9 protein-coding genes are annotated in these 24,996 nt (G+C 60.5%); 4 read left to right on the forward strand and 5 right to left on the reverse strand.

What is annotated here, in order from left to right:
- Nucleotides 1-74: 74 nt before the first annotated feature.
- Nucleotides 75-1,784, reverse strand: coding sequence for a bifunctional isocitrate dehydrogenase kinase/phosphatase (gene aceK, locus ACQKPZ_RS16995; protein ID WP_427540207.1), 1,710 nt, complete (start codon nucleotides 1,782-1,784; stop codon nucleotides 75-77).
- Between the two features lie 249 nt (nucleotides 1,785-2,033).
- On the opposite strand from aceK, the gene ACQKPZ_RS17000 reads away from it, so the two are divergent.
- Both ACQKPZ_RS17000 and ACQKPZ_RS17005 read left to right on the forward strand, forming a co-directional pair.
- The gene (locus tag ACQKPZ_RS17000; RefSeq protein ID WP_427540210.1) at nucleotides 2,034-2,909 is read left to right on the forward strand and encodes a DMT family transporter; all 876 of its coding nucleotides are present in this window, start codon (nucleotides 2,034-2,036) and stop codon (nucleotides 2,907-2,909) included.
- A 13-nt stretch (nucleotides 2,910-2,922) separates the two neighbouring features.
- Entirely contained in the window at nucleotides 2,923-3,381 is a 459-nt protein-coding gene (locus ACQKPZ_RS17005; protein ID WP_427540213.1) for a DUF4265 domain-containing protein, read from the forward strand.
- A 3-nt stretch (nucleotides 3,382-3,384) separates the two neighbouring features.
- Here the strand turns inward: ACQKPZ_RS17005 and ACQKPZ_RS17010 are convergent, their stop codons facing one another.
- Both ACQKPZ_RS17010 and ACQKPZ_RS17015 read right to left on the reverse strand, forming a co-directional pair.
- On the reverse strand, nucleotides 3,385-4,266 hold the full coding sequence (locus ACQKPZ_RS17010) for a DMT family transporter (protein ID WP_427540215.1): 882 nt from the start codon (nucleotides 4,264-4,266) through the stop codon (nucleotides 3,385-3,387).
- A gap of 116 nt (nucleotides 4,267-4,382) precedes the next feature.
- Nucleotides 4,383-4,544: a hypothetical protein gene (locus ACQKPZ_RS17015; RefSeq protein ID WP_427540218.1), complete on the reverse strand. Its 162-nt coding sequence runs from the start codon at nucleotides 4,542-4,544 to the stop codon at nucleotides 4,383-4,385.
- 294 nt (nucleotides 4,545-4,838) lie between these two features.
- On the opposite strand from ACQKPZ_RS17015, the gene ACQKPZ_RS17020 reads away from it, so the two are divergent.
- Nucleotides 4,839-5,699, forward strand: coding sequence for a formylglycine-generating enzyme family protein (locus ACQKPZ_RS17020; protein WP_427540221.1), 861 nt, complete (start codon nucleotides 4,839-4,841; stop codon nucleotides 5,697-5,699).
- A 126-nt stretch (nucleotides 5,700-5,825) separates the two neighbouring features.
- On the forward strand, nucleotides 5,826-8,294 hold the full coding sequence (locus ACQKPZ_RS17025) for a TonB-dependent siderophore receptor (protein ID WP_391126781.1): 2,469 nt from the start codon (nucleotides 5,826-5,828) through the stop codon (nucleotides 8,292-8,294).
- Between the two features lie 250 nt (nucleotides 8,295-8,544).
- Here ACQKPZ_RS17025 and ACQKPZ_RS17030 read toward each other — a convergent pair whose 3' ends face one another.
- Complete coding sequence (locus ACQKPZ_RS17030; protein ID WP_427540340.1) at nucleotides 8,545-21,648, reverse strand: non-ribosomal peptide synthase/polyketide synthase; 13,104 nt, start codon at nucleotides 21,646-21,648, stop codon at nucleotides 8,545-8,547.
- Nucleotides 21,649-21,651: 3 nt separating this feature from the next.
- The gene (locus ACQKPZ_RS17035) at nucleotides 21,652-24,996 is read right to left on the reverse strand and encodes an amino acid adenylation domain-containing protein (RefSeq protein ID WP_427540224.1); all 3,345 of its coding nucleotides are present in this window, start codon (nucleotides 24,994-24,996) and stop codon (nucleotides 21,652-21,654) included.

Here is a 24,996-nt window from a genome sequence, read left to right on the forward strand (position 1 = left end):
CGCTCCCACAGGTACTGCGCTGTACCTGTGGGAGCGGGCGAGCCCGCGAAGAGGCCTGGCCTGGTAAACCACGATCACCGGGCCTTGCGCCGGTAGGGAAACACATCAATCACCTTCCCCTCCCGAATAGCCGCCTGTAGCCCCTTCCAGTAATCCGCGTCATACAACTCGCCATGCAAGCGGCTGAACAACCGCCGCTGGCCGATATCGGCAAACAGAAACGGTGGAAACTCTTCGGGGAACACATCATGCGGCCCGATCGAGTACCACGGCTCACCCGACATCTCGTCTTCCGGGTAACGCGGCGGCGGGATATGGCGGAAGTTCACCTCGGTCAGGAAGCTGATTTCGTCATAGTCATAGAACACCACCCGGCCATGGCGGGTAACGCCAAAGTTTTTCAGCAGCATGTCACCCGGGAAGATATTCGCCGCCGCCAGCTGCTTGATGGCCAGGCCATAGTCTTCCAGCGCCTCTTGCACCTGCCCTTCGCTGGCATGCTCCAGGTACAGGTTCAGCGGCGTCATGCGCCGCTCGGTCCAGCAGTGGCGGATGAGCACCGTGTCCCCCTCCAGCGCCACGGTCGACGGTGCCACCTCCAGCAGCTCGGCCAGGCACTCCGGCTCGAACTTGTCTTGCGGGAAGCGAAAATCGGCAAACTCCTGGGTATCGGCCAGGCGCCCTACCCGGTCGACGCTTTTCACCAGCCGATACTTGTCGATCACCGTGGCACGGTCGACGGTTTTCGAGGGCGAGAACCGGTCCTTGATGATTTTGAATACCGTGTTGAAGCCCGTCAGGGTGAACACGCTCATGACCATGCCACGCACACCCGGCGCCATGACAAAGCGGTCGTCGCTGCCCGCCAGGTGGTTGATCAGCGCCCGGTAAAACTCCGATTTGCCATGCTTGTAGAAGCCAATGGAGGTATACAGCTCGGCAATGTGCTTGCCCGGCAAGATACGCTTGAGGAAGTTGACGAACTCCGCCGGCACCGGCACATCGACCATGAAGTAAGAGCGGGTGAAAGAGAAGATGATCGATACCTCGGCCTCGTCGGTAATCAGCGCATCGGCCTCTATGCCATGCCCTTCACGGTGCAGCAGCGGGATCACCAGCGGCCACTGCTCATCGCTGTTGTACAGCCGGCCGACCAGGTAGGCGCCCTTGTTGCGGTACAGCACCGGCGAAAACAGCTCCACCGCCAGCGTCGGGTCCTTGCACACCCAGCCCGGCAGGCTGTCACGCAGTTGTTCCTCAAGGCGTGACACATCACTTTCAAGGTCGCCATAGGCGAACGCGTAGTCGGCGAAGATCGCCCGTAGCAGGCCCTTGAGGTTGCCGTCGGGGCGATAGGTGCTGGTTTGTGCAGCGCGCTGGTGGCTGCGAATCGATGGCCGGGTGGTGTGGATGAACATGCAGCCGTCGCTGATCTGGTCATGGCTGAACAGGCTGCAGAACAACGAGTTGTACCAGGTTTCCGACAGCTCATCGTCCAGCCGTGGGTCGATCAGGCCTATGTAGGCACTTTTCACCAGAGGCCACTGGCCGACCTCCAGCAGCACCTCGTCATCGAACGCATCACGCAACCAGCCGTTCACCTCGCCGACCTTCTTTTCATAGAGGTTTATCCGCGCGGCGGCTGCGCGCTGGCAATCCTGCCAACGCGCCTGTTCGAAGCGTTCGCGGGCACCGAGGGTGATGCGGCGAAAATGCTCGCGGTAGTCGTCGAAGCCATCGAGGATCATCCGGGCGATCTCGCCGGCAGGCCAGTGCTGGGTCATGCGGGGCGCCTCGGTGCAGGGTTGAGATACAGAGCTTAGTCGGCTTGTTCGAACTACGGTGCCTGTACCGGCCTCTTCGCGGGCACGCCCGCTCCCACAGGAGTACTGCAGGGCCAAGCATTGCAGAAAACCTGTGGGAGCGGGCGCGCCCGCGAAGAGGCCAGTGCAGGATTACACCGCAAGAAAGCACAAGAACCACCCCGCCCCAGTAACGTACACTCGCGCCCTGCCCTGTACCCGGAGACTGTCGTGAGCCCCATCGCCCTAGCCCGCCTGCTGACCCTTGCCGCCGTCTGGGGGGCGAGCTTCCTGTTCATGCGCATCATCGCCCCCGAGCTGGGCACGGTACCGACCGCCTTTTTCCGCGTCTCCATCGCCTGCCTGGGCCTGGTCGCCATCCTCGCCGCCGCCCGCGTGCGCTGGGATTTCCAGGGCAAGCTCGGCGCCTGCCTGATACTGGGCATGATCAACTCCGGTATCCCCGCCACCTTCTATTCCGTCGCCGCCCAGGTATTACCTGCCGGCTACTCGGCCATCTTCAACGCCACCACGCCATTGATGGGCGTGCTGATCGGCATGCTGTTCTTCCGTGAGCCCATGACCCTGCCCAAGCTGTGCGGCATCTTCCTGGGCCTGTTTGGCGTCGGCATCCTCAGCGGCGCCGGCCCGGTAGCGCTGGACATGGCCCTGGTGCAAGGCGCCCTCGCCTGCCTGGCGGCCACCACCTGTTACGGCTTTGCGGGCTTTCTTGCCCGCCGCTGGGTCACTGGCCTGGACAGCCGCTTGTCGGCACTGGGCAGCATGCTTGGCGCCACGCTTTTGCTGAGCCCGCTGTTCGCCTGGAGCGCAATCAGCCAGCCGCCCGCCAGCTGGGGTGGCTGGCAGGTGTGGTTGTCTTTGCTGGGCCTGGGCCTGCTGTGCACGGCGTTCGCCTACATCCTGTACTTCCGCCTGCTGGAAGAAATCGGCCCGGTCAAGGCCAGCACCGTAACCTTCCTGATCCCGGTATTCGGCGTATTGTGGGGGGCGTGGTTGCTGGACGAGCCGCTGTCGATGGCACACCTGTACGGCGGCTTGCTGATTGGCGTGGCACTGTGGCTGGTGCTGCGCCCGGCGCGCAGCTGAAGCGGGGTACACGATGAGCAACGCGTACAAGAAAGTCCTGTTCCGCCTGGAACAAGACGAGACCGGCTACCCACCGGCCTCGGTCGAGGGCCTGTGGGCCAAGGCTGTGGAAGGCGGCTATGCCGTCGACAACATTCCCTTCCACGTCTACGGCATCGCGCCGGGCGACGTGATCGGCACCCGTGAAGAAGCCGGCGAAACCTGGTTCGCCGAACTGCGCCACAGCAGCGCCAGCTCGGTGTTCCGGGTGGTGGTCAAACCACCGGAAACCCTGGACCAGGTACGCGCAGCCTTGCAGGACTTCGGCTGTAACTGCGAAACCGAGCAGGCTGTGAAGATGCTGGCAGTCGAAGTGACGTCGCAGCGCTCGCTTGATACCCTGCTCTACTACCTGCTCACCCAGCGCCAGGCCGGCCTGCTGGACTTCGAGGAAGGCGTGCTGCGCCACACCATCCCCGAAGAGTTCCGCTAAGGCCTACGCCTCGGCCAGGCGTACAGCAGGCTTGCGGAACACGAACAACAAGCCCACCACGATCAGCCCCATGCCCAGCAGGCTGAGCGGTGCCAGGCGGTTGCCGAAGATCAGCAAGTCCATCACTGCGGTCACTGCCGGCACCAGGTAGAACAGGCTGGTGACATTGACCAGATTGCCCTTGGCGATCAGCCGATACAGCAGCAGCGTTGCCAGCAACGAGACCACCAGGCCCATCCACAACAACGCGCCGACAAAGCCGCCGGTCCACTCGACATGAAGCGGTTGCAAAGGCGCGAACAGCGCGCACATGGCAAAGCCTGCCAGGTACTGCAGCGGCAGCGTGCCCATGGGGTTGTCGGTGATGCGCTTCTGCAGGATCGAGCCGAAGGTCATGCTGGCCAGCGCCAGCAAGGCAAACAGCATCCCCGCCAACGACACCCCGCCCAGGTTGATGCCCTGGTACACCACCATGATCAACCCACCCAACCCCAGCCCCAGGCCGAACAGACGGCTCCAGGAGCGTTGCCGCTCCATCAGCACCACGGTCAGGATGGGTTGAACCCCCATCACCGTGGCCATGACGCCAGGGGTGACATGGGTATTGAGCGCCAGCAAGTAGAAGATCTGGTAGGCGCCCAGCAGCACACACCCGGTGCCCAGGGCACGCAGGATGGCCCCACGGCTGCGCGGCCAGCGCAGCCCCAGCAACGGGCCGATCAGCAGCAGGCCAGCCAGGGCCAGCGCCGAGCGCAACAGCAGGAAGGCGAACGGGCTGGCATACGCCAGGCCCAGCTTGGAGACAATCGCCCCGCTGCTCCACAGCAGGACGAACAGGCTGGTAGTGGCCGCCGAGGCCACGGATGCTTTGTTAAAGACAGACATGTATTGCCACCTGATGTAAGGCGAATAAGCCAAACGGACGGCGAGCGCTTGCGCGTAGGAATCAGCCGACCGTGTTCAGTAGGTTGCGTGTGCGAAGGGATGCGGCCTGAAGCCGATCAGCCCAGCACGACCACGCAAGGAGGCGGAGCTACGCCGCCTACAACGCCACTGACAGGTGGTGGGTAGTGACTGATCATGGCCGGCTGCTGGCTGCCACGCACGACCATGCCCGCGACTGGCGCGCTGGCAAAGCTTGTGGTGGAAAGGCTGGCTGGCATGAACAGGTCTTCGGGAAGAGAACAGTGGGTTGGACTATAGCCCGGTACCACATGGCTGGCAACCACTGCCTGGGGCTTTGCGACAACCGCTTTTTTGTGGGAGCGGGCAAGCCCGCGAACACCGGCGCAGCCGGTGCCATAAACCGCGTCGCCTGCTTCGCGGGCTTGCCCGCTCCCACAGTGATCGCGCCGGCCGCAGGAATTGTGCCCACACTGCCACTGGTTAATTTTCCACCACCCCGACTCGTCTGAATGCGAAACGCTGCACGCATTCTCCCGTTTCGAGGACCATCGATGAACGTATCCACCTGGCTCCAACGGCCAGCCCAGATCACTTGCCTGCTGCTGGTCAGCGCCTATGCCCACGCCGCCAAGCCCGGCGATGTCTTCAAAGACTGCAAGGACTGCCCGGAAATGGTCGTGCTGCCCGCCGGCAGCTATGTGATGGGCGCCCCCGACGACGAAGTCGGCCGCCAGCCCGACGAGGGCCCGCTGCACACCGTGACCTTCGCCAAGCCCTTCGCCATGAGCCGCTACCAGGTGACCGCCGCCGAACTGGACGCCTATATCAAGGCCACCGGCACCGTCATCAAGAGCGGTGACGACCGCCCCGGCCGCTGGTGCGAGGCCAGCAAGCCCAGCTACAAGCAAGGCCCCCGCCAACCCGCGGTGTGCGTGGACTACGACGAAGTGCAGGCCTACACCCAGTGGCTGGCCAAGACCACCGGCAAGCCTTACCGCATGGTCAGCGAAGCCGAACGCGAGTACGCCGCCCGTGGCGGCTCGACCGGGCCGTTCCCCTTCCCCTTCGACGAGCCGGGCAAGTACGAAATCAGCAAGCACGCCAACACCTACGGCCCCCGCGACGGCTACACCTACACCGCCCCGGTGGGCAGCTACCCGGCCAATGCCTTCGGCATGTACGACATGCACGGCAACGTCTACGAATGGGTTGCCGACTGCTACCACGAAAGCTACGAAGGCGCCCCCAGCGACGGCAGCGCCTGGATCCAGGACCCCAAATGCATCCGCGCGCACATGCGTGGCAACGACTGGGGCGAACCGCCGATCTTCTCACGCTCGGCTAACCGCAACGACCGCCTCAAGACCACCCGCGGCGACTTCCTCGGGTTTCGCGTAGCACGCGAATTGTGAAGTTGTGACGTGGTTGGCGCAGCACCGCTAAAAAAAACAGCCAATAAGAATCGTTCCGGTTTTTTACGGGTGCTGCGTCCTATAGCTGACATTAAAAAAACCCATCTGCCAACGAGACCGCAATAGATGTCCAAGTCCTTGCCCGGCCCGCTCAACCCGCTTGCCAAAGCGTTACTGATCCGTCACTCCCTTCGCCCCCAGCGTGCACTGTCGCGCATTGGCTTGGGCCTGGCCCTGTCCGGTGCACTGGTGGCGCAGGTGCAGGCGCAGGAGTGGACCCTGGATATTCCTGCGCAGTCGATGAATTCGGCGTTGCAGACGCTGGCCAAGCAGACGGATACCCAGTTGCTGTATAGCCCGGAGGATATTAGTGGGGTGCGTTCTTCTGCGCTCAAGGGGCGGCATGACCTCGCCACGTCGCTTCGCATTCTGCTCGGTGGCAGTGGCCTGCGTTACCAGATCGACGGAAACACCGTGACCGTGACGGGAGGCTCAGCTGCAAAGGATGGCCAGGTCGAGCTTTCGGCGACCAACGTCAATAGCACTGGCCTTGGCGCCACTACCGAAGGCACCGGTTCCTACACCACGGGAATCACCAGCACTGCGACCAAGATGAATCTGTCGATGCGTGAAACGCCGCAAACCATCACGGTCATCACACGCCAACGTATGGACGACCAGCACTTGGCGAGCATGACCGACGTGCTGAACCAGACGCCGGGCATCACCATGTCTCAGGATGGCGGTGAACGCTTCAACATCTATTCTCGCGGTAGCGCAATCAACACTTATCAGATTGATGGCGTGACTACCACCCAAGAGAACCAGACGCGCAACATGCCCAGCACTTTGCTGGACATGGCGCTGTACGACCGAGTGGAAATCATCCAGGGTGCAACGGGCCTCATGACCGGCGCAGGCGACCCCAGCGGCGTGGTCAATCTGATTCGCAAGCGCCCGACACGCGAGTTCAAGTCGTACATCCAAGGCGGCGTAGGATCATGGGATTTCTACCGTGCCGAAGCAGACATTTCCGGCCCGCTGACCCAGAACGGCAATGTCCGTGGCCGCTTCGTCGCTGCCAGGCAGGACAACCATACGTTCATGGACTGGTACAACCAGGAACGGAATCTGGTTTATGGGGTGATCGAAGCCGATTTGACTGACTCGACCCTGGCACGCTTCAGCATCGACCACCAGAAGTACAAGTCCACTGGCGCGCCGGGTGTACCGCTGATGTTTACCAATGGCCAGCCTACCCATTTTTCCCGCTCTACCAGCTCTGGCGCGCGCTGGGGTTACGAAGACATCGAAACCACCAACTACACCATCAACCTCGAACAACAACTGGCCAACGACTGGCAATTGAAAGTCGCCGCCAACTACATGGATGTTGATCGCGATACCTTCTCGGCCCGTTACCGCACCAGTACCGGCGCAGCGTACATCAACCAGGCAACCGGTGCTGCCACGATCATTCCGACCAAGGCATCTGCCGAACAATATCAGAAGGGCATGGACATTACCCTCCAGGGGCCATTTGAACTCTTCGGCCAGACCCATGAACTGATCACCGGCTTCAACTATCTGGACTACCTCAACCAGCACAATGAAGCCAACACGTCCACCAAGACCATCGATTTCTACAACTGGAACAACGAGATGGCCAAGCCTGGCGATGACGAACTGAATCCCTTCCAGGACTTCAGGATCTCTACCCGACAGACTGGTTATTTCCTGGCTACTCGCCTTAATCTGACCGATGAGCTGCATCTGATCCTCGGGGCACGGGCAACAAACTACAACTACCACTACAACCTGACACCGCTCAACGGCAACGCCCCGACTCGGTACGATATGACCGAGCGCGGCGTGGTTACACCTTATGCGGGCCTGGTTTATGACTTGACCCCGGAACAATCCGTGTATGTCAGCTATACCGACATTTTCAAACCACAGACTGCCCAGGATGAAAGTGGCAAGACACTGGATCCGGTTGTCGGCAAAAACTACGAGATGGGCTGGAAAGGGGAATTTTTCAATGGCCGGCTGAATACCAGCGCTGCTGTATTCCTGGTCCAACGGGATAACGTTGCAGAGGAACTTCCCGGTGTACCGGTCATAACCAACCCAGATATCACGGCCTCGAAAGCGGTGGACGGCGCTGAAACCAAAGGTATCGACCTGGCGCTCTCTGGTGAACTGGCGCCTGGCTGGAACGTGCAAACTGGCTACAGCCATTCGCGAACCGAAGATGCCGACGGCAACCGGATGAATACTCAACTGCCCATCGATACCTTCCGGTTCTGGACCACCTATCGCCTGCCTAACGAATGGAGCAAGCTTACAATTGGCGGTGGGGTCAACTGGAACTCGAATGCATCGCTTACCTTCACCCGGCTAAACGGTAAAGTTACCCAGGACGATTACGCTGTGGCCAGCCTAATGGCGCGCTACCAGATCGATGATCACTTGTCTGCCACGGTCAACGTCAACAACCTGTTCGATGAAAAATACTATGCAGGTTTTGCCGGTAGCTATGGCCACTATGGTGCGCCTCGCAACACCATGCTGAACCTGCGCTATGACTTCTGATCGGCACGCCTGCTGAATCCATCTTCTGACCCTCCTGTCAGCACTGCAGTACTGTCCACACTGGGCAGTACTGCAAGGCCCAAAATCATTCGCTCGACCCTCCCGCCCTCAACTCACCCCGCTCCCAGTCATCCACATTGCGCCAACACAGTGCTGACTTTCTTCATTGGGAAAACCTGGAGCCGTAAAAAAGCCCTGTGATGCGATCCGGCTCGGGCGCAACACAGGGCTTCATTACAGAGTGACAACCTTAATCGTTAACGGTGTCTTTGAGCATCACACCCGCAACAACGCCGTCAAGGACATCGGCGTGCTTTGGGATGTCGAAGTGCCCGGCATCGACGGCAACATGCAACATGCTGCCAGCTACCCGCACCCGATCACCTCGGTCCCCCGCCCACCAGCACGATGCGGCAACACGCGTGTCAGGCAACGAAACCATCTGTTGCGACAGTAACTTGAGCCTCATGGCCACCACGAAAGTCTGTGCCAACTCCCCGCTACTAATGCCGGAGTAAACCGACTGAGAGGGGTATGCCAGGCGCATATCGTCGATCAGCACTTCCAGTGCTGTCCTGTCGGTATCGGCGGCAACCGATGGCAAGGCATGCTGCTGCGCCGGTCTTCCCAGCATCACACCAAGGAAGGCGTGCAGGTCATCGCTCCAGTCTGGCGCAGGTACAGCAGGCTCGTCGGCCGGTATGAAGCTGTCGATCAAGCCCAACAACGCCACCTGTTGCCCCTGGTTTTCCAACTCTCTCGCCACCAGGATCGCCAGAGTGCCACCCAGCGACCAGCCGACCAGGTGGTAGGGCCCGCACGGCTGCTTCTGGCGTATGTATTGAGCGTAATCAATAGCCATGGACTGTATCGAATCATCTACCCAGTTTTGATCGAGCAACATACGGCATTGCAAGCCATAGACTGTACAACGCCCCTCCAGGCGGCGAGCCAGCGGCTCATAATCGAACACCGTGCCAAAACCGGCGTGCAGGCAAAACAACGGTGTTGTATGGGCAACCCTGCTGTTGAGCAGCAGAAGCGGGTCCAGGCTTGCCTCATTCGCGGCATACCCGGACAATTCGCCAATGGTCGGGCGGGTAATCACATCACGTAGTTTCAACTCGACAGGCAGTTGCCGGGCGCGTACGTTTGACAACATCTTCAGCACCCGCAACGAGTCGCCACCCAGCTCGAAGAAGTTGTCTTCGACGCTCACACGCTCCACCTCAAGTACCTCCTGCCAGATCTCGACCAAAGCCTGTTCAACCGCGTTACGTGCAGCCACATGTTCGCGCTGCCCGACAAACTCGGGCGCAGGCAGTGCCTGCCGGTCGATCTTGCCATTGGGTGTAAGTGGTAATGTCGGCAACAGCACAAGTTGCGCGGGCACCATATAGTCCGGCAAGTCCCCACGCAGTGCATCACGCAACTGCTGCGCGCTGGCATCAGCCCCCCCGGTCACCACGTAGCCAATCAACTGTTTACCGGTAGCCACTTCACGCGCCACGACGACAGCGTCACGAACGCCAGGCAAATTGCGCAAGCGTGCTTCGATTTCACCGGGTTCGATACGGAAACCACGGATTTTCAACTGATTGTCCAGGCGCCCTATAAAGTCGATGATGCCATTGGCACGGCGTCGCACCCGATCGCCTGTTCGATAAAGTCGCCCACCCCGGCCGAATGGATCCGCAACAAAACGCTCGGCGGTCAGTGCCGCACGCTGGTGATAACCCCGTGCCACGCCATGCCCACCGATGTAGAGCTCCCCCGCCACCCCATCCGGGAGCGGGTTGAGGTCGTGATCGAGCACGTGCAAGGTACGCGATCCGACCCGATCGCCAATTGGCGCATAAACAGCTTCGCAAGCCTCATGCCCAGGCACCTTCCACAATAGCGGAGTCACTACTGTCTCCGTGGGGCCGTAACCGTTGGTGAGCCATTGCGGGCGTAGTACGCGCTTGACCTGCTCAAACAGGGCATCCGGTACGGCATCCCCACCAAAACAATACACCCTCACGGCCGGCGCGGGTTGCTGCTGGCTCTCGGCAAACTCGGCCAGTTGCTGCAGGTATGCAGGCGGGAAACAGGCAACATCGATGCGTTGACGATGCAGCGTGTGCCAGGTTTCCTCCGCAGTCCACAATCGGTTGTCGCGCACAACCAGGCAACCGCCAGCAGATAGCGTGGTCAGCCAGCGTTCCTGTGCCCCATCGAAGGCAAATGACATGAACAGGAGTTCCCGGGTTGTCTGGTGCATTTCATACAGCCCGGCAATCGCCTGGCAATGCATGCGAATTTGTTCATGACTGACCGCTACCCCCTTGGGCTTACCCGTGGAGCCGGACGTGTAGATCAGATAGGCCAGATTGTCCCGGCTCATCTGCACAGCGGGAGCGGCCGCAGGCAAATGCTCGAAACATGCCCTGTCCAGCTCGACACAGCACTCAACCTGCGCAAAGCGCTGACGAAGGCCACTGCTGGTGATCAGCAGGTGCATGGCGGCGTCTTCTACAATCCATTGCAACCGCTCCTGAGGGTAATCAACGTCCAGTGGTACATAGGCCGCGCCGGTCTTCATCACCGCCAGGAACGCCACAATGACGTCCACCGAACGTTCCAGGGCAATGCCTACACAGCTCTCAGGGCGCACCCCTGAGGAAATCAGGTGATGTGCCAATTGGTTGGCACGCTCGTTCAACACGCCATAGGTCAACTGCCGCTCGCCACAAATGACAGCCATGGCATCCGGCCGCTCGACAGCATGCCTGGTGATCTGCTCGCAAAGCAGCGGTTCGCAAATCGCGGATGCCTCAAGCCGATTGCGTAAGCGTACATGCTCGGCCTCAGCCGTCGTCAGCATGTTCAGGCTACCAAGCATCGCATCAGGATTTTCCAGCATCGCAGCAAGCAGGCTTTCAAAACTGCCGCGCAATGTTTCAGTGGCTGTTTCGGTAAATCGGCTGCGCAAATACATGAACTCAACCTGCAGGGTCGCGCCCAGTTCCACGGCCAAGTCCATGGCATAGTTGGTGACGCCACGGGCACTCACGTCGCCGAACTGCAATGTGGCATCGTTGCCTTGCTGCAGGCGCTCATCGACCGGGAAGTTCTCGAACACCACGATGCTATCGAACAACGGCTGCCCTGGTCGCCCGGCCCAACGCTGCACATTGGCCAACGCGGCGTGTTCATGATCACGCAACTCCAGGTTGCAAGACTGCAATTGATGCAACCATTCACTTACCCGCTGTGTCGCGGTTGGGGCTTGTACTACCGGTAACGTGTTGATGAACAAGCCCAGCATTTCGTCTGCCCCCTGCAGGCCGGCTGGGCGCCCGGCCACCGTCGCGCCAAAGCAAACGGTGGGTTGCCCGGTATAACGCTGCAACAGCAGCAACCATGCCCCCTGGATCAACGTATTCGGCGTGATCCGCATACGTTGGGCTTGCTCGCGCAATCTACCGGTTTGCTGGCTATCCCAGCGCAAGTACAACGCAGCATGCCCTTCTTCGTTACCTTGAGGACGCGGGGTTATCGCATCTGCCAGCAAGGTGGGGGTTTCAAGTGAGCGAAGCTTGGCGCTCCAGAAATGCTCCAAGGTATCCTGAGGCTGTTCGGTCAGCCAACGGATGTAACCGCCGAACTGTGCAACAGGGCTGTCGACAGCGTCCCCATGATAGGTTTGCAACACTTCACCCAGCAGCCGGGAATCGCTCCAGCCATCCATAAGAATATGGTGTCGCGTCCAGATAAGGTGCAGTTGACCATTGGCAAGACGCACCAATGTCATTCGCATCAAAGGCGCGCAACCCAGGTCAAAACCCTTCATCGCATCTTCTTCAGCCAACGCCTTCAACGCCTGCCGGTTAACCTCATGTGCCCGCCAGTCGAGTACTCGCAAAGGCAATGTCGCCCGGCGTGATACGACCTGCAAAGGCTCTTTCAACTGGGCAGCAGACCAGAACCCGGTGCGCAGGATGTCGTGGCGTGCAATCACTTGCCGCCATGCTTCAGCGAAACGCTCGATATCCAGGCCTTCGACCGAAACGGCAGTCTGGTTGATGTACAAGCCAGCCTCTGCCCCCTGCAAGGTGTAGAACAGCATGCCTTGCTGCATCGGTGACAAAGGGTAGATTTCTGCGACCTGCGCCACGTCAACCGGCAGGCTGTCCAATTGCGACTGGCTCAGCTTGGCCAGAGGGAAGTCCGAAGGCACCACGGCCAGGTGCGCTGAATCACAGCAGTGGCTGACAATTGCCTTCAACACATCGACGTACTGCTCGGCCAACTGTTGGACAAGCGACGGCTCATAGGCCGAACTGTTGAATGTCCAGTTCAGCAACAGCTGACCATCGGCCACCTCACTGTCCACCACCAGATCATGGGTTGGCCTGGCAAAGTTCAATGATACCTTGCCAAATACCCCATACTCCTGATCGAACGACTTCGGCCAGTCACGGTGGTTAAACAACACGTTACCTTGCAGTAAGCGCTCCAATGCCGTTGAACACTCCCCGTCCTCGTGCACATGCAGCACGGCGTCATCGGGTACCGACCGCAATTGCTCTTTGATGACTTTGAAAGCACTTTGCAGCTCGCCGTGCGGGCTCACTTTCACGGGTTGGAAAATGCTGAAACAACCTGCTGCACGGCTCACGTCCAGATTGCAGACAGCCCCATCGCGCAGGCTGCCCTGCCGGCTCAACACGATGTCAGCCTGGTCTGTGAGGCTGCCAATAACCCGTGCCAAGGTAATCAGCAGCACCTCACTCATGCGGGTATGGCTGGAGGCCAAGGCCTGGTCCAGCAGCATGCCCGTCCAATGTCGATCCAGCTTCATGCGGATGCGTTGCGACAAGCTCGCTCGCGCATCCCCCATCGCCCTACGAGGTAGCACCTTGCAGGTCCCGGGCAACTGCGCTTGCCATTCATCGCGATGCCCCTGCGCACGTGCGCCATCAGCTTGCAAGTGCTGCGCCCAAGCCTTGAACGATGCTCCCTGGCCAGGCTGCAGCAAAGGCGCCCCGTTTGCCAGGCAATCGTAAAGGGACTGCAGGTCTTGCAGCAGTATGTGCCAGGAGTTGTCATCGATCGCTACTGGATGACCGGCAATCAACAGGTGCTGACTGCCGTCTGGCAATCTGCCCAAGGCGGCACGCATCAAGATGCCACGTGCTGGATCAATATCGCACTTCAGCTCTTCGGCAAGCTGCTCCAGTGCCGAGCTATCGGTAACTTCACGCGTATGGAGCAGAGCGGTTGGCACATCGCCAAATGCTGCTCGCCACTCACCCTCAACGACTTCAAAGCGCAGTCTCAATACATCATGGCGTTCATGGAGCGCATGCAATGCAGCGTTGAGATAGCCCGTATCCAATGCTTGCGCCGGTGCCAGCCTGGCCAGGGAAACTGCCTCAGGTGCCCGCGCAACGCTGCCCAGAATCGCCCACTGGGCGGGTGTCAACACCAGGCTGCCTGCTAGCGGCTCCTGCTCCTGAGCGTTGTGGTGTTTGCTTTCGGCGACAGCTGCCACACCTTGAACAGTTTGCTGCTCGAATAGCGCTTTCGGGCTGAAGTGAATGCCTGCCTGGCGTGCTCGGCTTACCACTTGCAAGGAAATGATCGAGTCACCACCCAACTCAAAGAAATTGTCCAGCAGGCCGACTTGATCAAGTTTCAGTACACTGGCCCAGATCGCTGCTATCTGTCGTTCAAGTTCAGTTTTCGGCTCGATGTACTCGCCTTGCAGCACATTCGCGTCGGGCTGCGGAAGAGCCCTGCGATCCAGCTTGCCGTTCGGCGTCAAGGGGAAGCCAGCGAGGAATAGCATGTGTGCCGGGATCATGTAATCCGGCAGTTGATTCTTCAAGTCGCTTCGTATCTGCTCGCGTAGCACAGCCTGAGAGGCTGCACTGTCCAGCACCTGCTCTTCGACCGGTATCAAATACGCGACCAGCTGATTACCTGATACACCCGGCTGCGTAATCACCAACGCCGTACGCACAGCATCCTGTGCCTGCAAACCGGCCTCGATTTCACCCAGTTCAATCCGGAAACCCCGTACCTTCACTTGATGGTCTATACGGCCCGCATACTCCACCACGCCATCTGGACGGAAGCGTGCCAGATCGCCGGTGCGGTAGAGGCGCTGCCCCCCAACAGGATCGAACGGGTCTGGGATGAAGCGTTCAGCAGTGAGCTGTGCTTTACGGAAATAGCCACGTGCCAGAGCAGCCCCGCCGATATACAGCTCACCACAAACACCTTGAGGTACCGGGCCCAAGCCCGTGTCGAGAATATGAATGCGAGTGTCTGGCAGCACCCGACCGATTTCCACATCACCTTGCCGCTGACTCAGGCGCCCGGAATGGGTGGCATTGATGGTCGCCTCGACTGGGCCATAGCGGTTGTGGATTGCAACATGGGGCAAGCACTGCAACGCCTGGTTCAGCAACTCGGGTGGCAATGCCTCTCCCCCACTGAACAAACGCTTCAGGGACTGACACTCGCCAACACCTTCGGCCTCGATGAAACCTCGCAGCATCGAGGGAATGAAATGCAATGTCGTCACGGCATGCTGGCGTATCAGGTCAATCAGCAGGTAGGGGTCGCGTTGATCCCCTTGACGCGCAAGTAGCACCTTGGCCCCACAAGTCAATGGCCAAAGCAGCTCCCACACAGACACATCGAAACTGAACGAGGTCTTCTGCAAGATCACATCGTCCTGGTCCAGCGCATAGGTATCCTGCATCCAGCGTAAACGCCCAGACAAAGCCTGGTGATGAATACCTGCACCTTTTGGCTTGCCCGTAGACCCCGAGGTATACATCACATAGGCCAGGTTTTGCGGCGAGACCTGGCAAGGCAGATTCGGCACTGGAGCCTGCTGTGCTGCGGCCAGAAGGTCTACCGGCAGGCATTGGACGTGGTCAGGCACAGTGAAACCGTGCGCCATCTGATGATTGACCAGCAGAAGGGTCACCCCACTGTCGTCCAGCATGTACGCCAGGCGATCTTGTGGGTACTCAGGGTCCAGCGGCACGTAGGCCCCCCCAACCTTCAAGATGGCCAGCAAGCCGATCACCAGCTCGGCACTTCGCTCCATTGCAATGCCAACCAGAGTCTCTGGCCCGACACCACGCTCACGCAAATGCAAGGCAAGCTGGTTGGCGCGCTGATTCAGTTCGTCGTAGCTCAGTGTCTGTTCAGCGAAGATGACGGCGGTCGCTTGTGGTGTAAGCGCAACCTGGGCCTCAATCTGTTGAATGACAGTCTGCCCGGCGGGGTAATCGGTAGCGCTCCTGCCCCAGTCATTGAGCGTCACGTGCATCTGGGAACTACCCAGCAACTGCAGGTCGCCCACCGCCGAGTCGGCATTCTGGATCATCGCAAGCAGCAGGTTCTGGAGGTAGCCGGCAATGCTGTTCACGTGCTCATCAGACCAACATCCAAGGTCGTAGCCATACTTGATCGACAGTTTGTTGCCCATTACCACAGCCAGTGTCAGAGGGTAATTGGTCTGTTCGCGATTGATCACCTCGCCGAAGTTCAACCCGCCTGGAGCCGCTTGCTTGAGTGCCTGTGATACCGGATAGTTTTCAAACACCAACAGGCTGTCGAACAGTGCCTCACCGCCAAGGCCAGCCCAGCGTTGCACCTCAAACAGCGGCGTATGCTCGAATTCGCGAAGCGCCAGATTGCAGGACTGCACTTGCTCAAGCCATTGAGCGACACTTTGTTCACTGCGTGGCGCACCCACCACCGGCAAGGTATTGATGAACAGGCCTATCTGCTCTTCGACCCCTGGTAAATCCGCAGGGCGCCCGGCCACCGTAGCACCAAAACAGACAGTTGCCTGGCCGGTGACACGCTGAAGCAGCAAAAGCCACGCTGACTGCACCAGCGTATTCACGGTGACCCGGTTGGCACGTGCGAACGCCTCGATGCGCCGGGTTTGCTCAAGGTCAAACAGTTGATACTGCTCAGCATGGCCGGAGACGCTGTCGCCCTCATTACCACGGTGGGCAATGGAAGAGGCCAGACGGGTAGGCTCCTCCAGTGCAGCCAGTTGCCCCCTCCAGAAGACTTCGGCAGCCGCGCTGTCCTGGCGTTTGAGCCAGGCAATGTAATCCCGGTAATGAGCCCCTTGCGATGCCATCTGCTGCCCGCCATAGCGCTGCAGCACTTCGCCAAGCAATCGAGAAGTGCTCCAGCCATCCATCAGGATATGGTGGTTGGTGTAGATCAGGTGATGGCGGTTTGCGCCGCTTCGTACAAGTACCAGGCGCACCAACGGTGCATCAGCCAGTTCAAACCCGCGGTGACGCTCAGCCTCAGCCAGTGCCTGCAATGACTGGTCCACGAACGGTTCTGCGCTCCAGTCATGCTCGCTGAATGCCGGCTCGACCGTTTTGTGCACCACTTGCACCGCCTGCTCCAGCTCATCTATCCAGACAAAACCGGTCCGCATGATGTCATGGGCAGCCAGCACATCCAGCCATGCCTGTTTGAAACGCTGGGTATCAAGGTTGTCGACATCAACCCGCATCTGGTTGATGTAGTTGCCGCTCCCCTCCTCGTACAGGCTGTGGAACAGCATGCCTTGTTGCATAGGTGAAAGCGGATAGACATCAGCAATCTGTGCAGCGGCTACAGGCAGGTTGTCCAACTGGGTCTGGGTCAGCCCGGCCAGTGGAAAGTCCGACGGGGTGACCCCGTGACTTTGCGCTTGACAGCAGTGTTCAATCAACGCCTTCAGTTCTTGTGCAAAGGCATCAGCCAGGCGCTGAACGGTAGATGGCTTGTAACGTTCACGACTAAAGCTCCAGTTGAGCTTCAACTCGCCGGCAAAGACCTGGCCATTGATGGCTAGCTGAGTGCTCAAAGGTGTAGCGTCATCATGGCCCTGGCCGGTGCTTTCCTGCGCCGGAACCAACAAACCTGTTGCCGTATCGAAACTGCTGTCGAACTGGCCCAGATAGTTGAAGACAACCTCGCCTGCAGGGAGCTGCGCAAGTACCTGGCGAGCCTCTTCGTCTCCCAGGTAACGCAATACGCCATAACCAATCCCTTTGTTGGGGACAGCACGCAGCTGTTCCTTGATGGTCTTGATCGAGTCCGCCCACTGTGCCTGCGGGCTAAGCTTCACAGGGAACATGCTGGTGAACCAGCCTACAGTGCGGGTCAGATCGATGCCATCGAACAAGTCCTCGCGACCGTGCCCTTCCAGGCGCACGAGTACCTGCGCCTCACCCGTCCAGCGCCCGATCACTCGCGCCAGCGCGGTCAGTAGCAGGTCGTTGATCTGGGTGCGGTAGGCTGCAGGGGCGTCATGCAGTAGCTTGTGCGTCCATTGTTCATCCAGGCAAGTTGCCACAGAGGTGGCATGGCGTTCCAGGTTGGCACCTTGCGGGTTATCACACGGCAATGCATCGTCAACGCCCCCCAACTGGGCCTGCCAGTACGCCAGTTCTTGTTGCAACGCGGACCCCGTTGCATAGTTTTGCAGTTGTTCTGCCCAGACCTTGAATGCGCTGGTCTTGGCCGGCAGCTGCGGCGTTCGACCAGCAGCCAGTGCGTGGTATGCCTGCTGCAAATCCTCGAGCAGCACACGCCACGAAACACCGTCCACCACCAAGTGATGAATGACCAGTTGCAAGCGCTGGGTACCATCAGCCAGGTCGCCCAGAACCGCCCGTAGCAGAGGGCCATGCTCCAGGTTCAAACTGCGCTGGGCTTGCTCAGCCACCTGCTCCAGTGCCTCGACATGGGCAACCGTATGGCGCCACAGTACTTCTTGTTGCGAAGCAACGAACACGGCTTGCCAGGCGCCTTCCACCTGGTTGAAGCGCAGGCGCAGGGCATCATGATGTTCGATTACGCACTGCAATGCCGCTCGCAAATGGCCTTCATCAAGTCTCTCGTTGCCCCTCAGCAGCACCGACTGGTTCCAGTGATGGCGCGCGACGATATCTGACTCGAAAAACCACTGCTGGATCGGCGTCAGCGGCATGCTGCCCTCTACTCGCCCCTGGTCGATTGCGGTACCGCTCTCACGCCGGGCAACCGCCGCCAAGCCTTGCACAGTCTGGTGCTGGAACAGCTCCTTGGGCGTGAACTGGATATCCAGCTGACGCGCGCGGCTGACCACCTGCAGCGACATGATCGAGTCGCCGCCCAGCTCGAAAAAGTTATCGGCAAGGCCGACCTTTTCCAGTTTCAGTACGTCAGCCCAGATGGCTGCGATCTGCTGTTCCAGTTCGCTTTGCGGGGCAACATATTCACCCTGCAGCAAGCTGGCGTCCGGCGCCGGCAAGGCTTTGCGATCGAGCTTGCCGTTACCGGTCAGTGGCAGTTGCTCAAGGAACAGCAGGTGCGCCGGCACCATATGCTCAGGCAGGCTGGCCTTCAGTTCGCCACGCAGGTTGTCACGCAGTTGCGCCTGCTGTTCAGCGCCTTGCAGCACACCGGTATCGGCAGGCACCACATAACCCACCAACTGCTTGCCACTGTCACCATCCACCGCCAGTACCGCCACCTGGCGTACAGCAGGCTGTTCGAGCAGGCGCGCCTCGATCTCGCCCAGTTCGATACGGAAACCGCGAATCTTCACCTGGTGGTCGATGCGCCCGATGTACTCGATAACGCCGTCGCTGCGGTAACGCGCAAGGTCGCCTGAGCGGTACAGGCGGCCGCCATTGTCATCGAACGGGTTCGGAACGAAGCGCTCGGCAGTCAGCCCTGGGCGGCCATGGTAGCCGCGTGCCAGGCCTGCCTGGCCAATCAGCATTTCCCCCGTGCAGCCCGGCAGGATCGGGTTCAAGGCGGCGTCGAGCAAGTACCACGACAGGTCGGGAATCACCTCGCCGATCGGGCTGCTGGCGCCGCTGCGCAGGTCATCAAGGGTGATAGGCCGGTAGGTAACGTGCACGGTGGTTTCGGTAATGCCGTACATGTTGATCATGCGCGGCTGGCGGTCGCCAAACGCCTCGAACCAAGGCTTGAGGCTGCTGACCTCCAGGGCTTCACCGCCAAACACCACGTAGCGCAGGGCCAGTTGCCGACCCGCCCCGGCTGCCTCGCAGGCAACCGGGATCAGCGGTTTGAACGCGGAGGGCGTCTGGTTGAGCACGGTAACCTGCTCGCGCACCAGCAGTGCATGGAAGTCTTCACTGGAGCGCGCCACATCCTTGGGCACGATGACCGCCTTGCCGCCATACAGCAACGCGCCATACAGCTCCCACACCGAGAAATCGAAAGCGTAGGAGTGGAACACGGTCCAGACATCACTGGCATCGAAGTGGAACCAGTGCCGGGTGGCGGCAAACAGGCGCACCACGTTGCGGTGCGGCAGCAGCGTACCCTTGGGCTTGCCAGTAGAGCCCGAGGTGTAGATGACATACGCCAGGTTATCCGGGCCCACCTGGCAAGCGGGGTTGGCCTCGCTGTAGCCGGCCAATCCAGCTTCGTCGTCGAGCATAAGGGTATGTACACCCGCTGGCACCGGCAGCCCGTTACGCAGGTGCTGCTGGGTCAGCAACAGGCGAATGCCGCTGTCCTCGAACATGTAGCCAAGGCGGTCTTGCGGATACTCAGGGTCGAGCGGCACATAGGCAGCACCGGCCTTGAGAATGGCCAGCAGGCCAATGACCATTTCCAGGCCGCGCTCCACGGCCAGGCCGACCAGTACATCCGGCCCGGCGCCCAGTTCGATCAGCCTGTGCGCCAACGGGTTGGCCCGGCAGTTGAGTTCGGCATAGCTCAGGGTCTGCTCGCCGAACACCAGCGCCACGGCGTCCGGCGCGGCCTCCACCTGGGCTTCGATCAATTGGTGAAGCGTCTGCTCTACCGGGCAATGGGTTAGCGCCGGGTTCCAGGCCTGCACGATCTGCTGCTGCACCTGCTGGCCGATCAGCGGCAACTCGGCGACTCGCTGCCCTGGCTGGCGGACAATGGCCTCAAGCAGGCTTACCCAGTGCTGTGCCATTTGCTCGATGGTCGCGGCATCAAACAGGTCAGTGGCATAGCTCAAGGCGGCGCCAAGGCTGTGCTCGTATTCGAAGGTGTCGAGGGTAAGGTCGAACTTGGCCGTGTCATGGTCCCAGCTCAACCCCGCCACCTGCAGCCCTTGCACGCTGCGCTGCTTGCCCTTGGCCTGCATCTGGTGGTTGTACAGCACCTGGAACAGCGGGCTATGGCTAAGGCTACGCTCCGGCTGCAAGGCGTCCACCAGTTGCTCGAAAGGCAGATCCTGGTGGCTTTGCGCACCCAGCACACGCTGCTTGACCTGCTCCAGCAGTTGGCTGAAGGTCATCTGCAGGTCGAACTCGGCGCGCAGTACCTGGGTATTGACGAAAAAGCCGATCAGCCGCTCGGTTTCCACCCGGTTACGGTTGGCTACCGGTACCCCAACACGGATGTCCGACTGCCCGGAGTAGCGATGCAGCAAGGTCTGGAAACTGGCCAGCAACAGCATGAACAGGGTCGCGCCCTGGCGCTGGGCCAATTGCTTGAGTGAATGCACCAGCGCCTCCGGAAGCCGCACCTCGTGCCTTGCACCTCGATGGCTATTGGTGGCTGCGCGTGGCCGGTCGGTTGGCAACTCGAGTACCGGTTGATCATCACCTAGCTGCGCCTTCCAGTACGCCAGTTGCCGTTCCTGCTCACCGGCTTCCATCCACTGGCGCTGCCAGATCGCGTAGTCGGCATACTGTACCGGCAGCGCCGGCAACTGCACGTCTTCGCCTTGGCTGTAACCTGCATATAGCTGCATCAGTTCGTCGATCATCAACGGCATCGACCAGCCATCAGACACAATGTGGTGCATCGTCACCACCAGCACATGCTCGTCCTGTGCCAGGCGCAACAGTTTGACCCGCAGTAGCGGCCCCTGCTGCAGATCGAACGGCCGCCGTGCCTCGGCCTCCACCTGCTCCAGTACGGCGTGCTCATCAGCGCCTTGCAATGCCTGGGCTTGCAGCATCAACGGGTATTTGGGGTGGATGACCTGGACGGTGTCCTGCCCTTGCTCACTGAAGGTGGTGCGCAGGGTTTCGTGGCGGGCGATCAGCGCATCGAAACTGCGCTGCAATGCTTCGACATCCAGACAGCCTTGCAGGCGCAAGGCGGCTGGAATGTTGTAGGTAGGCGCGGCAGGGTCCAGTTGCCAGAGAAACCACTGCCGCTGCTGGGCATAGGAAAGCGGTACTGCACCTCCAGGCTCTCGCTTGAAGATCGGGGTGACTCCATAAAGGTTCACCCCCTGCTGCTTGAGCAAGGCGGCCAAGGCCTGGCGCTCTTTGGTGGATAGTAGCTTTACAGACTCAAGCAGCTCTTGCACAGTAAAAATCTCCTAAGAAACCAGCTTTTCAATTTCCTCCGTAGATAGACGTTTCAAGGCCTCCAGGGATTTAGCCAGTTCGCTCTGCAGCGGGTCTGCCTGTGGCGAGAGCTGCTCCAGCTGCGCGCAGTAATCGCCCAGCACAGGGTTTTCGAACAACGCTTTCAGGCTCACCGACAGCCCCACCTGCTCCTGGATGCGGCTGGTTACCTGGGTGGCGATCAACGAGTGGCCGCCGAGGAAGAAGAAGTTGTCGTTCAGGCCAACCCGATCGATTTTCAGCACATCGGCCCAGATTTCTGCCACCTGCTGTTGCAATGGCGTAGTCGGCGCGACATGACTTGCTTCCAGCGGAGCCTGGTCTGGACGCGGCAGCGCTTTGCGGTCCAGCTTGCCGTTGGGCGTGAGCGGAAACCTGTCGAGCAGTACCAGCGAAGATGGCACCATGTATTCGGGCAGGTTCTTGCGCAGGGCCGCCCGCAAGTGCTCCTGCAGGGCCGACTGCGCAGCGGTGTCTCCCATGACACCGGCATCGGCCGGTACGACATAGGCCACCAGATACTGGCCACCGGCCCCGTCAACGGCGACGACCACCGCTTCCCGCACGGCTTCTTGCTGCAGGCGCACTTCGATCTCACCCAGCTCGATGCGGAAACCGCGCACCTTCACCTGATGGTCCACCCGGCCGACATACTCCAGCACACCGTCAAGACGATAGCGGGCCAGGTCGCCGGTCCGGTAGATACGCCCACCCTGCTCATCGAACGGGTTCGGGATGAAGCGTTCGGCGCTGAGCCCCGGGCGCTTCAGGTAGCCACGGGCCAGACCGGCACCGGCCAGATACAACTCGCCGACCGCCCCTACCGGCACAGGTTGCAGGCTGCCGCTCAGTACATAGGCCGCACTGTTGTCCAAGGGCCGCCCGATATTGGCCTTGCCGCCGGCCGCCCTCAGCGTGCAGGTGGAATAGGTGGTGTCTTCGGACGGGCCATACAGGTCGTACACATCGCTCACGTGCTCCAAGCGGTACAGGTCGTCGACAATCGACTGTTTCAGCGCTTCGCCACACAGGTTGATGGTTTTCACCGATGGCGGAATGCTGCCGCTTTCGCCCAGCTGCTTGATGGCCGAGGGCACGGTGTTGATCAGCCGCACCCGGTCCCTGGCTGCCAGCTGCGGCAGCTCCAGGGCGTTGGCAGCCAGCACCGCATAACCACCGGCCGACAAGGTGACAAACAGCTCCCATACCGACAGGTCGAAGCAGATAGAAGTGGAGAACAGCACACCGCACAGGTCTGCCTGGCTGTAAACCGACAGCGACCAGCCGATCAGTGCCGCCACGCTGCGATGTTCGATCTGCACGCCCTTGGGTTTGCCCGTGGAGCCAGAGGTGTAGATGCAATAGATGAGGTTACGGGCGCTGGTCACGCAAGCCAGGTCGGTGTCCGGGTAGCCTTCCAGCGCCAACTGGTCGATCAACAACGTGCGCGACTGGAACTGCCCGGGCATGCGTGAGACAAGGCTGGTTTCCGACAACAGCAGGATCGCCTGGCTGTCTTCGAGCATGTACTCCAGGCGGTCCTGCGGGTATTCCGGGTCCAGCGGCACGTAGGCACCGCCGGCCTTGAGAATGGCCAACAGGCCGACCACCAGTTCCTGGCTGCGCTGCATTGCAATGCCCACCAGCACATCCGGGCCGACACCCTGCTCGCGCAGTTTGTGGGCCAACCGGTTGGCGCGGCGGTTGAGTTCGCCATAGCTCAGGGCCTGTTCGCCAACGATCAGCGCCAGGGCATCCGGGGTCTTCTTCACCTGCGTCTCGAACAACTGATGAACGCTGTGTTCATCCGGGAAGCTGGCCTGGGTCGCGTTCCAGCCGCTGACGATCTGCTGCTGCTCGGCCGCATCCAGCAAGGCAAGGTCGGCAATACGCTGGTCAGGCTGGCGGATGATGGCGCTCAGCAAATTCTGCCAGTGCCGGACCAGGGTTTTTACCGTAGCACCATCGAAAAGATCGGTGGCGTAGATCAGCGCCGCGCCGATACCCGCCTCGTGCTCGAACGTTTCCAGGGTCAGGTCGAACTTGGCCGTGTGGTTGTCCCAGGCCACGGCGTCTACCTGCAGGCCCGGCAAGCTGCGCTGCTCGCCCCGGGCCTGGGTCTGGTGGTTGTACATCACCTGGAACAGCGGGCTGTGGTTCAGGCTGCGCTCTGGCTGCAGGGCCTCTACCAGTTGCTCGAACGGCAGGTCCTGGTGGGCCTGGGCCTCGACGACCCGCTGCTTGACCTGGCCAAGGAAGTCGCTGAAGGTCATCTGAATGTCAAACTCGGCACGCAGCACCTGGGTATTGACAAACAGCCCTACCAGGCGCTCGGTTTCCACACGATTCCGGTTGGCCACCGGCACACCGACACGAATATCAGACTGCCCCGAATAACGGTGCAACAGGATCTGGAAACTGGCCAGCAGCAGCATGAACGGGGTCACGCCCTGTTGCTGGGCGAACTGCTTGAGCGCTTGCGCCTGCTGCTGGTCCAGGTCGATGGCCAGGCGCTCGCCCTTGAGGCTGCTGACCGTTGGCCGCGGGCGGTCCGTCGGCAACTCCAGCACCGGGGCCTCGCCCCCCAGTTGCGCGCGCCAGTACGCCAGTTGCCGCGCCTGTTCACCGGCCTCCATCCAGCTGCGCTGCCAGATGGCATAGTCGGCATACTGGATGGGCAGCGTTGGCAACTGCGCATCGCCGCCTTCGCGGTAAGCCGCGTACAGGTGCACCAGTTCTTCCACCATCAACGGCATCGACCAGCCGTCGGCGATGATGTGGTGCAGCACCAACACCAGAACGTGCTCTTGTGCATCCAGCTCCAGCAGCTTGACCCGCAGCAGCGGGCCAGCCTCAAGGTCGAAGCCCAGACTGGCCTCGTGCTCCACCTGCTGGCGCAAGGCCTGTTCGCCCGTACCGTTCAATCGTTCATGGGCCACGGCCAATGGCGGGGCTGCATGAACCACCTGCACCACCTGCTCACCTTGTTGGCTGAAGGTGGTACGCAGCGCGTCGTGCCTGGCCAGCAACGTGTCAAAGGCCCGTTGAAGCGCCGGTCGGTCCAGCTCGCCCTTGAAGCGCAGGGCCGAAGAGATGTTGTACACCGCACTGTCCGGGTCCAGCTTCCACAGGAACCACTGGCGTTGCTGGGCGTATGAAAGGGGCAACTGTTCGAACTCGCCGCGCGTCTGTGGAATCGGCAACTGCGCCAGGCTGCTGCCCTTGGACGCCAGCTTGTCCAGGAACAGCTTGCGCTGCTCCAGCGGCAGTCGAATGAAGCGGTGAACCAGGTCGGTGTTGCGGTTATCGGTGCTCAT

This window comes from Pseudomonas sp. NPDC089547, assembly GCF_050280665.1.
Taxonomy (GTDB): Bacteria; Pseudomonadota; Gammaproteobacteria; order Pseudomonadales; family Pseudomonadaceae; genus Aquipseudomonas.